Below are 10,070 nucleotides of genomic sequence, written 5' to 3' on the forward strand. Positions count from 1 at the left end.
CCGACGAGTCGTCGCGGACCGGCCCGACGATGGTCTTCACCCCGGACGCCAGCAGGACCGCCAGCGCGAACACCACCGTGGAATGGCCGAGCGAGAAGAAGAATCCGACCGCGAGCGGGCGCTGCCCGTCGTTCATCAGCTTGCGGGTGGTGTTGTCGATGGCGGCGATGTGGTCGGCGTCGAACGCGTGCCGCATGCCCAGGGTGTAGGCCGTCAACCCGATGCCCACACCAAATGCCTTGCCGCCGAGGCTTAATTGCGCCGGGGCGACCAGGGCCACCAGGGTCAGCCAGCCGACCAGATGGAGCGCGACGATGACCGCCAGCATCGAGGCGAGTCGCCACCATTCCGCCGCCGTCAAGGCGTTGCGCAGCTTGGTCGTCCATGACGGTCGCCAGTCGAGCTCAGTACTGGCCACTGGGGTCCTTCCAACCTGAGGGAACAACCGGCACGACTGTATGTGCGGCCGCCGGCTAGATGCAAGTCGGTTGCAGGAAACCCCTGGCCGGCAGCGGGCGCGAATTCGGCCGAAAACTGGCGCGCCCCGCATCGCGGCGCGACACTGGGCGGGTGACGCCCAAGCCGTCGGATCTGGACCCCTCCGTCGCCGCGCGGATCGGTGATCTGCTGCGCGCGCGGGGGCTGCGGCGGATGTCCTCACGAATCCAGGTCCTCGCGGTGCTCGAGCCCGTCGACGGGCACCTGCCGGTGGCCGAAATCCACAAGCGGGTGCGGGCGGCGTTGCCGCACGGCGCCCACGCTCCCGACGTGGCAACGATCTATCGCACGGTGACCACCCTGGTGGGGCAGGGGATGCTGCATGCGCTGACCCTCGACGGCGGTGTCACCACCTACGGGATGGCCACCGCGCCGCACCACCACGCCGTGTGTACCGAATGCGGCTCGATCATCGAGGTGCCCGCGCGGCAGCTCAGCGCGGCGCTCGAGCACGCGATGGCGGGCAGCTCGTTTACGCTCTCGGAGGCCGCGGGCCTGACACTGCACGGGCTGTGCCCTCAGTGCCAGGACGGGGAGCGGCCGCTCAACCGGTCCGGGCACTGACCTCGGCCCGGTACTAGACCAGATGGTGGCGACCCGCAGCGTCCGGCCATGCCGGGCTCGCGATCGCCACTAGCCCAGATGGTGGCGACCCGCAGCGCCCGGCCATGCCGCGCTCGCGATCGCCACTAGCCCAGATCCAGCAGCGCGTTCTCGACCACTTCCGGCAGCGCCGGATGAATCCAGTACTGCCCGCGGGCCATCTCCGGGGCGGTCAACCCGAAGCTCATCGCCTGGATCAGCGGCTGGATGATCGAGGACGCCTGGGGACCCATGATGTGCGCGCCCAGCAGGCGCCCGGTGCCGCGCTCGGCGATGAGCTTGACTATCCCGGTGGTGTCCTCCATGGCCCAACCGTAGGCGACGCCGCCGTAGTTGTGCCTCGCGACCGAGATGTCGAATCCCTGTGCCATGGCCTGGGTTTCGGTCAGGCCGACCGCCGCCACCTGGGGGTCGGTGAACACCGCCGACGGTACATAGCGGTGATCGGTGGCGACCATCGCGTCGGTGTCGTTCCAGTCGCAGAGGATGTTGTGCCGCACGACGCGGGCCTCGTGGTTGGCGACGTGTTTGAGCTGGTACGGCGAGGAGACGTCGCCGAGGGCGAAAACCCCACGGGCGGAGGTCCGTTGGTATTCGTCGACCACCACCCGGCCGTCCTCGACATCGACACCGGCCTGTTCGGCGTCCAGCAGGTCCGCGTTGGGCACCCGCCCGGTCGCGACCAGCAGCAGGTCCGCGTTCAGGGTCGATCCGTCGTCCAGCTGCAGGGCTACGCCCGAGTCGTGGTTGGCGCCGCCCACGACGTTGCGGTGGGTGCGCAGTTCCCACTTGGCCGCCGCGATGCGGGTGAAGCGTTTGCACAGGGTGTCGTCGCAATGCCGCAGCAGCGTGCCGCCCCGGATCACCAGCGTCACCCGGACGCCGAGGGCGGAGAAGATGTGCGCGAATTCTGCCGCCACGAAGCCACTTCCGACGATCACGAGGTGCTCCGGCAACTCCGGGATGCGCATGATCGTGTCGCTGGTGTGATAAGCCACGCCGCAGTCGAGGATCGCGGGCGGGATAACCGGCCGCGACCCCGCCGCGATCACCACCTGATCGGCGGTGAACTCCTCACCGGCGGCGGTGCGCAACAGGTAGCGCCCGTCGGGCTGGACCGGCCCGAACCGCGCGTGCTGGTCGTACAGGTCGACGTTGGGTGACGCGCGGCGATAGTCTTCCCCGCTCATCGAGATCGGATCGATGCGCCCGAAGATGCGCGAGACGATGTCGTCCCAGCGCACCCGGTCGACGTGCGCGTCGACCCCGTAACGCGCCGCCTCGCGGATCGTCGTGGCGACTTCGGCGGCGTAGACGAACATTTTGGTCGGGATGCAGCCGACGTTGAGGCAGGTGCCGCCGAACGTGCCGTGCTCGCACAGCGCGACCCGCTTGCCGATGAACCGCTCGTCGAGAAGGCTGTTGCCCGAACCGCTTCCGATGATCGCGATGTCGTATGTCTCCACCCCGTCACCCCTTCTTCGAAGACGTGCGGTCGGCGTTGAGGTAGTGGTCCAGCCAGCGGTCGAGCTGCCGATAGGCCGCCTGCCGCGGCTGCGGCAGCGACAGGAAGACATCGTGTTTGGCGTCGTCGATCGGAACGATGGTGCTGTGATTCCCGATGCAGCCGGCCCGCCGGGCGATCTGCGTGACGTCGAGAACCGCATCGCCGCACTGCATGGACGCCGCATCGCTGGTTTCTCGCACCGTGTGATCCGAACGCAGGATCAGGTTGGGCACCCCGACGTCCAGCCCGCGGTGCAGCCGGGCATGGCCACGGCGGATGGCGTGCAGCCAGCCGAGCGTGATGGGGAAGCCGCCCACCGGTTTCCACTGCAGGTTGTAGTCGAACTCGCCGTGGTAGTCGCGGTGCAGCGTGGTGCCGTACCCGCCCTCGGTGGGCGTCCGGACCACTCCCTTGGACCGCACCCGAGACAGGCCGGAAATCAGCGCCGAGGTCACCGAATGGCGCAGCACCGCCGGGCCGTGCAGGTCCAGGAACGGGCTGTTGAGCACCAAACCGCCGATGGTGGCGTGCGCCGCGGCATCGCGCAGGCGAAGCCTGTCCAGCCACAACGACACGATGAGCCCGCCGGAGGAATGGCCGTACACCAAGATTTTGGCGGTTCGGTCCTCGTCGCGAATGGCAGCCAGCGCGTGTTCCAGCTCGGTGTCGTAGTCGTCGAGATTGGTGATGAAGTGCGGCGTCTGGCCGTCGCGGCGTGAGCGCCCGCATTTTTGGAGGTCCAGCGCGTAGAAGGCGAAGCCCCGGTCGGCGAAGTGATCGGCCAGCGCGGTGTTGAAGAAGTAGTCGGTGTAGCCGTGCACGGCCAGCACCGCATGCCCGGCCCCCGAGGGGCCGGTGGGCTCGCCGCGCCGGATCAGCGTTGCGACGATCTCGCCCTCGCCGACCGGGTCGGGCCCGAGGGGGATGGTGCGCTGCCAATATCCGGGCAGGACGTCGGGCACCCAGCCAGTCACGAGGCCAGCTTAGAGGTTTTGCTGGTCGCGGGGAGCCGCACGCCGTTCGCGCCCCGTTCCGCTCGGATAGCCTGGGGACCGGTGCAGTCGAGGGAAGGACCAGGAGCAGGTGTCGTCGCTAGCCCGAACCGCACGCACGGACGTCGTGCTGGTGGGCGCGGGCATCATGAGCGCGACGCTGGGCGCGTTGCTGCGCCGGCTGCAGCCGGATTGGTCGATGACCATCGTCGAACGGCTGGACGCCGTCGCGGCCGAGAGCAGCAGTCCCTGGAACAACGCCGGCACCGGCCATTCGGCGCTGTGCGAGCTCAACTACACCCCGCAAACTCCCGACGGCTCGATCGACGTCACCAAAGCGGTGCGCATCAACGAGCAGTTCCAGGTGACCCGCCAATTCTGGGCCTACGCCGCGCAGAACGGGATCCTGACCGATACCGGCTTCTGCAACCCGATCCCGCACGTGAGCTTCGTGCGCGGCGCGCACCGCGTCGAATTCTTGCGCCGACGGCAACGGGCGCTGGCCGACAACCCGCTGTTCGCCGGCACCGAATTCATCGACGACCCGGACGAGTTCGCCCGCCGGCTGCCGCTGATGGCCGCCAAGCGTGACTTCTCCGAGCCGACCGCGCTCAACTGGGCGCCGCACGGCACGGACGTCGACTTCGGCGCGCTGGCCCGCCAGCTCATCGGCTATTGCGTGCAAGGCGGCGCGAGCGCGCTGTTCGGCCACGAGGTCCGCGATCTGACGCGGCAACCGGACGGCAGCTGGACGCTGCTGCTCCGCAATCGCCGCACCGGCGAAAAGCACCGGCTGAACGCCAAATTCGTCTTCGTCGGCGCCGGCGGTGACGCGCTGCCGTTGTTGCAGAAGTCCGGCATCAAGGAGGTCAGGGGCTTCGCCGGATTCCCGATCGGCGGCCGGTTCCTGCGCACCGACAACCCCGCGCTCACCGCCGCCCACCGGGCCAAGGTGTACGGGGTCCCGGCGCCGGGAGCCCCGCCGCTCGGCGCGCTGCACCTGGACCTCCGATTCGTCAATGGCAAGCCGTGGTTGGTGTTCGGCCCGTACGCCGGGTGGTCGCCGAAGTTCTTGAAGCACGGCCGCCTCAGCGACCTGCCGCGCTCGGTGAAGCCGGACAACGCGCTGTCCATGCTCGGCGTCGGCCTCACCCAGCTGACGCTGGTCAACTACCTGCTGGCCCAGCTGCGGCTGTCCGAACCCGACCGCATCCACGCGCTGCGCGAATTCGCCCCCAGCGCAGTTGATTCCGACTGGGAGCTGACCGTGGCGGGTCAGCGCGTGCAGGTGATCCGGCGGGACCGGCGCAAGGGGGGTGTGCTGGACTTCAGCACCACCGTGCTGGCCGCCGCCGACGGCAGCATTGCCGGGCTGCTGGGAGGGTCGCCGGGGGCGTCGACGGCGGTGGCGGCCATGCTCGAGGTGCTCGAGCGGTGCTTCGCCGGCCGCTATCGCTCCTGGCTGCCGAGGCTCAAAGAGATGGTGCCCTCGCTGGGAGTCGAGCTGTCCCGCGAGCCGGCGCTGTATGACGAGGTGTGGTCCTGGAGCGCCGAGGCGCTGGGGTTGAAGTCCGATTCGGGGGTTCGGTCATGAGTGAAGCGTTGCGTCGGTCCTGGGCCAAAGACCTTGGCGCACGAACCCTTTACGAGCTGCTGAAGCTGCGGGTGGAGGTGTTCGTGGTGGAGCAGGCCTGCCCCTACCCGGAGCTGGACGGGCGCGACCTGCTCGCCGAAACCCGGCACTTCTGGCTGGAGACGCCCGAGGGTGAGGTGATCTGCACGCTGCGGTTGATGGAAGAACACGCCGGCGGCCAGAAGACGTTCCGGATCGGCCGGTTGTGCACCAAACGCAGCGCCCGGGGGCAGGGCCACACCACCCGGCTGCTGCGCGCAGCCCTGGCCGAGGTGGGCGACTACCCGTGCCGGATCGACGCGCAGACGTACCTGGCCGACATGTACGCGCAGCACGGATTCGTCCGCGCCGGCGAGGATTTCGTCGACGACGGCATTCCGCACGTGCCGATGCTCAAGCCCTCGCGCCCGCCTCTTACTCAGGCCGATGCCCGGCCCGCACCGGCGGCGGACGGGCCCGGCTCCGGTCTCACGGAGATGACGTGAAGCCGTATCCGTTCAGCGCGATCGTCGGGCACGACCAGCTGCGCCTCGCGCTGCTGCTGTGCGCCGTGCGCCCGGAGATCGGCGGTGCGCTGATCCGGGGCGAGAAGGGCACGGCGAAGTCGACGGCCGTGCGCGGCCTGGCGGCGTTGTTGTCCGCGGCGACCGACGGCGACGGGGCCGGTTTGGTCGAAATGCCGCTCGGCGCAACCGAAGACCGGGTGATCGGCTCGCTGGATCTGCAGCGGGTGCTGCGCGACGGCGAGCACGCGTTCTCGCCGGGGCTGTTGGCCCGCGCGCACGGCGGCGTGCTCTACGTCGACGAGGTCAACCTGCTGCACGACCATCTGGTGGACGTGCTGCTGGACGCCGCGGCCATGGGCCGGGTGCACATCGAACGCGACGGCATCTCCCATTCGCATGAGGCCCGGTTCGTCCTCATCGGCACGATGAATCCGGAGGAGGGTGAACTGCGTCCGCAACTGCTGGATCGGTTCGGCCTCACCGTCGACGTGCACGCGTCACGCGATGTCGACGTGCGGGTGGAAGTCGTCCGACAGCGGATGGCCTACGAGGCGGACCCCGACGCGTTCGTCGAGCGGTACGCCGAGGCCGAGGCGGAGCTGGCCCGGCGCATCGCGGACGCGCGGGCGCTCGTCGGCGACGTGGTGGTGCCGGACAACGAATTGCGGCGCATCGCGGCGGTGTGCGCGGCGTTCGACGTCGACGGGATGCGCGCCGACCTGGTGGTGGCCCGCACCGCGGCCGCACACGCCGCCTGGCGGGGGGCCAAGGCCGTCGAAGAGCAGGACGTCCGGGTGGCCGCCGAGCTGGCGTTGCCGCATCGGCGCCGCCGCGACCCCTTCGACGACCCGGGCATCGACCGCGACCAGCTCGACGCGGCGCTGGCGCAAGCCGGTGACGACGAGCCCGACCCCGACCCCGACCCGCCGGGCGGCGGGCAGTCCGCGGAAGGTGCTGCCGAACAACCGGATTCGTCGACCACCCAGCAGCCTCAACCGCCGCGCCCCAGCGCGCCGCCGTCGAAGACCTTCCGCGCCCGGGCCCTGACGGTGCCCGGGGTCGGCGACGGCGCCCCGGGGCGGCGGTCGCGGGCGCGCAACGCCACCGGGAGCGTGATCGCATCGGCCGACGGCGGCGACACGAGCTCCGGCGCGCACGGGCTGCACCTGTTCGCCACCGTGCTTGCGGCCGCCGAGCGTGCCGGCGCCGGGCCGTTGCGGCCGGGCCCGGACGACGTGCGACGGGCGATCCGCGAGGGGCGCGAGGGCAACCTGGTCATCTTCGTCGTGGACGCCTCGGGCTCGATGGCGGCGCGCGATCGCATGGCCGCGGTGAGCGGGGCGACGCTGTCGCTGCTGCGCGATGCCTACCAGCGCCGCGACAAGGTCGCCGTGATCACGTTCCGCCAGCACGAGGCGCGGCTGCTGCTGCCGCCGACGTCGTCGGCGCACATCGCCGGCCGGCGACTGGCCCGATTCGACACCGGCGGCAAAACCCCCTTGGCGGAGGGCCTGCTCGCCGCGCGGGAACTGATCGTGCGGGAGAAGGCGCGCGATCGGGCCCGGCGGTCCCTGGTGGTGGTGCTCACCGACGGCCGGGCCACGGCCGGACCGGATCCGTTGGGCCGCAGCCGGGCGGCGGCCGCCCGGCTCGTGGCCGAGGGCGCCGCCGCGGTGGTCGTGGATTGCGAAACGTCCTACGTGCGGCTGGGTTTGGCTGCGCAACTGGCCCGCCACCTCGGGGCGCCGGCCGTGCGCCTCGAGCAGTTGCACGCGGACTCCCTGACGCGCGCCGTGCGAAACGCGGCCTGAGGAGGGTAACCGCTGATGCCCCAAGGCCGACCGGTTCAGGTGCCCGACGACGGGCTGAGCACCAGGGCCCGGCGCAACACCCCGGTCTTGGCGGTGCACACCGGCCCGGGCAAGGGGAAGTCGACCGCCGCATTCGGAATGGCGTTGCGCGCCTGGAACGCCGGGCTCTCCGTCGCCGTGTTCCAGTTCGTCAAGAGCGCCAAGTGGAAGGTGGGGGAGGAAGCCGCCTTCGCCCAGCTCGGTCAGCTGCACCAGCAGCACAACGTCGGTGGGCCCGTCGAATGGCACAAGATGGGCGCCGGCTGGTCGTGGTCCCGCAAGGCGGGCAGCGAGCTCGATCACGCGGCGGCCGCCGCCGACGGGTGGGCGGAGATCGCAAGCCGGCTGGCCGATCAGCGCCACGACTTCTACGTGCTGGACGAGTTCACCTATCCGCTGAAATGGGGATGGGTAGACGTCGACGAGGTGGTGGACACGCTGTTGGCGCGGCCCGGCCACCAGCACGTCGTCATCACCGGGCGCGATGCCCCGCGGCGGTTGATCGAGGCCGCCGACCTCGTCACCGAGATGACCAAGGTCAAGCACCCGATGGACGCCGGTCGTAAGGGGCAGAAGGGCATCGAGTGGTGAGCGTCCCCGCCGTCGTCGTCGCCGCGCCGGCGTCGGGCAGCGGAAAGACAACCGTCGCAACGGGTTTGATCGGTGCCCTGCGTCGCGCGGGCCACGTCGTGGCGCCGTTCAAGGTGGGCCCGGACTTCATCGACCCGGGCTATCACGGCCTGGCCGCCGGGCGGCCCGGCCGCAACCTCGACCCGGTGCTGGTCGGCGAGGACCTCGTCGGCCCGCTGTACGCGCACGGCGCCGCCGGCGCGGACATCGCGGTGGTCGAAGGGGTGATGGGACTCTTCGACGGGCGCATCGGCCCCGTCGCGACCGGCCCCGCCGAGGGCTCCACCGCGCACGTGGCGGGCCTGTTGGGCGCGCCCGTGATCCTGGTGGTCGACGCCCGCGGGCAGAGTCACAGCATCGGCGCACTGCTGCACGGGTTTTCGACCTTCGATGCGGCGACGCGGGTCCGCGGCGTGATCCTCAACCGGGTCGGTTCGGCCCGGCACGAACACGTGCTGCGGCAGGCTTGCGAACAGGCCGGCGTCGCGGTGCTCGGGGCCATCCCGCGCGCCGCCGAATTAGATTTGCCGACAAGGTATTTGGGCCTGGTCACCGCGGTGGAGTACGGGCGTCGCGCGCGGCTTGCGGTCGAGGCGATGACGGACCTGGTCGCGCGCCACGTCGACCTCGCGGCCGTGGCGGCGGTCGCCGCGAGCCACCAGCGCCCGGCGTGGGACCCGGCGACGGCGGTGGGGGAGACGCGCGGCGCGCGCGCCACCGTGGCGATGGCGGCGGGGAAGGCGTTCACCTTCGCCTATGCCGAGCACATCGAACTGCTTCGCGCCGCCGGCGCCGAGGTAGTCGAATTCGACCCGCTCGCTGACCCGTTGCCCGACGGCACCGACGCGGTGGTGCTGCCCGGCGGCTTCCCGGAACAGTTCACCGCCGAGCTCTCGGCCAACCAGGTGGTGCGCCGGCAGATCAACGAGCTGGCCGCCGCGGGCGCGCCGATCCACGCCGAATGCGCCGGCCTCATCTACCTGGCCACCGAACTCGACGGCCATCCGATGTGCGGGGTGCTGGCCGGCTCGGCGCGGTTCACCCCGCACCTGACGCTGGCCTATCGCGACGCCGTCGCCGTGGTCGACTCGCCGCTGTACGCCGCCGGTCAGCGCGCGGTGGGACACGAATTCCACCGGACCGCAGTCACTTTCAGCGACAGCTACCAGCCCGCATGGATGTACCGGGGCAACGGAACCGACGCCATGCGCGACGGCGTCGCGCATGCCGGCGTGCACGCGTCGTACCTGCACACCCATCCCGCCGCGGCGCCGCAAGCCGTCGCGCGGTTCGTCGCACACGCCCGCCGGCCGCGAATGTAACGCTGCGGCGAAAAAACCCGGCCAAACTCGCCATGGCGTTACGCCCGCGGCCCCAACAGGCGCAGCCACTGGTTCCGATGGTGGCGACCCGCAGCGCCCGGCATCCTGCCGCGCTCGCGACCGCCACTAGGCTTGCCCGGTGACCGAGAACGCCTACCTCGCCGGGCTGCGCCTGGCCGGCAAGAAGGTCGTCGTGGTCGGCGGCGGCTCGGTCGCCCAACGCCGGCTGCCCCTGCTCATCGCCAGCGGCGCGGACGTCCACGTCATCTCCCGCAGCGCCACCAGGTCGGTCGAGGCGATGACCGGAATCACGTTGTCCCTGCGCGAATACCGCGACGGTGACCTCGACGGCGATGTCGGCGCGGACGCAGAAGAGGTGGCGACGCTCGGCCTCCGCGACGACGGCGGCGTTCACGTTCGGGTCGTTGGTGGCGGCGATCGCATACCAGGCCCCGTCGAGGTCACCGTCGCGGTATTCGCGCAGGGACAACGTGATTCCGGTCATCGCCTCGACCGACCTGGTGGCGCC

Annotated in this window: 8 protein-coding genes and 3 pseudogenes; 7 read left to right on the plus strand and 4 right to left on the minus strand. The window is 70.7% G+C overall.

Annotation, left to right across the window (positions count from 1 at the left end):
• A pseudogene (locus A5681_RS16785) lies at positions 1 to 418 on the minus strand (HoxN/HupN/NixA family nickel/cobalt transporter); the annotation flags it as partial.
• Positions 419 to 570: 152 nt separating this feature from the next.
• Here A5681_RS16785 and A5681_RS16790 point away from each other — a divergent pair.
• On the plus strand, positions 571 to 1,062 hold the full coding sequence (locus tag A5681_RS16790; protein ID WP_067277168.1) for a Fur family transcriptional regulator: 492 nt from the start codon (positions 571 to 573) through the stop codon (positions 1,060 to 1,062).
• A gap of 125 nt (positions 1,063 to 1,187) precedes the next feature.
• Here A5681_RS16790 and mtr read toward each other — a convergent pair whose 3' ends face one another.
• Both mtr and A5681_RS16800 read right to left on the minus strand, forming a co-directional pair.
• The gene (gene mtr / locus A5681_RS16795) at positions 1,188 to 2,567 is read right to left on the minus strand and encodes a mycothione reductase (RefSeq protein ID WP_067277172.1); all 1,380 of its coding nucleotides are present in this window, start codon (positions 2,565 to 2,567) and stop codon (positions 1,188 to 1,190) included.
• A 4-nt stretch (positions 2,568 to 2,571) separates the two neighbouring features.
• Positions 2,572 to 3,582: an alpha/beta hydrolase gene (locus A5681_RS16800; protein WP_067277175.1), complete on the minus strand. Its 1,011-nt coding sequence runs from the start codon at positions 3,580 to 3,582 to the stop codon at positions 2,572 to 2,574.
• Between the two features lie 109 nt (positions 3,583 to 3,691).
• Here A5681_RS16800 and mqo point away from each other — a divergent pair, with 109 nt between their 5' ends.
• From mqo to A5681_RS26620, 6 genes and pseudogenes are all read left to right on the plus strand, one after another.
• Positions 3,692 to 5,194: a malate dehydrogenase (quinone) gene (gene mqo, locus A5681_RS16805; protein ID WP_082968401.1), complete on the plus strand. Its 1,503-nt coding sequence runs from the start codon at positions 3,692 to 3,694 to the stop codon at positions 5,192 to 5,194.
• Positions 5,191 to 5,718, plus strand: coding sequence for a GNAT family N-acetyltransferase (locus tag A5681_RS16810; protein WP_067277178.1), 528 nt, complete (start codon positions 5,191 to 5,193; stop codon positions 5,716 to 5,718). The genes mqo and A5681_RS16810 overlap by 4 nt, the downstream gene beginning before the upstream one ends.
• Positions 5,715 to 7,550, plus strand: coding sequence for a VWA domain-containing protein (locus A5681_RS16815; protein ID WP_067277181.1), 1,836 nt, complete (start codon positions 5,715 to 5,717; stop codon positions 7,548 to 7,550). Before A5681_RS16810 ends, A5681_RS16815 begins: the two co-directional genes overlap by 4 nt.
• Positions 7,551 to 7,565: 15 nt before the next feature.
• The gene (gene cobO, locus A5681_RS16820; protein WP_067277184.1) at positions 7,566 to 8,180 is read left to right on the plus strand and encodes a cob(I)yrinic acid a,c-diamide adenosyltransferase; all 615 of its coding nucleotides are present in this window, start codon (positions 7,566 to 7,568) and stop codon (positions 8,178 to 8,180) included.
• Positions 8,177 to 9,541, plus strand: a complete 1,365-nt coding sequence (locus tag A5681_RS16825) for a cobyrinate a,c-diamide synthase (protein ID WP_067277187.1) — start codon at positions 8,177 to 8,179, stop codon at positions 9,539 to 9,541. The genes cobO and A5681_RS16825 overlap by 4 nt, the downstream gene beginning before the upstream one ends.
• Before the next feature lie 139 nt (positions 9,542 to 9,680).
• A pseudogene (locus tag A5681_RS26620) lies at positions 9,681 to 9,983 on the plus strand (NAD(P)-dependent oxidoreductase); the annotation flags it as partial.
• Here A5681_RS26620 and A5681_RS27785 read toward each other — a convergent pair.
• Positions 9,936 to 10,046, minus strand: a pseudogene (locus A5681_RS27785) (hypothetical protein); the annotation flags it as partial. The pseudogenes A5681_RS26620 and A5681_RS27785 sit on opposite strands and share 48 nt — an antisense overlap.
• Positions 10,047 to 10,070: the final 24 nt, after the last annotated feature.

Source organism: Mycobacterium scrofulaceum, from assembly GCF_001667885.1.
GTDB classification, from domain to species: Bacteria; Actinomycetota; Actinomycetes; order Mycobacteriales; family Mycobacteriaceae; genus Mycobacterium; species Mycobacterium scrofulaceum_C.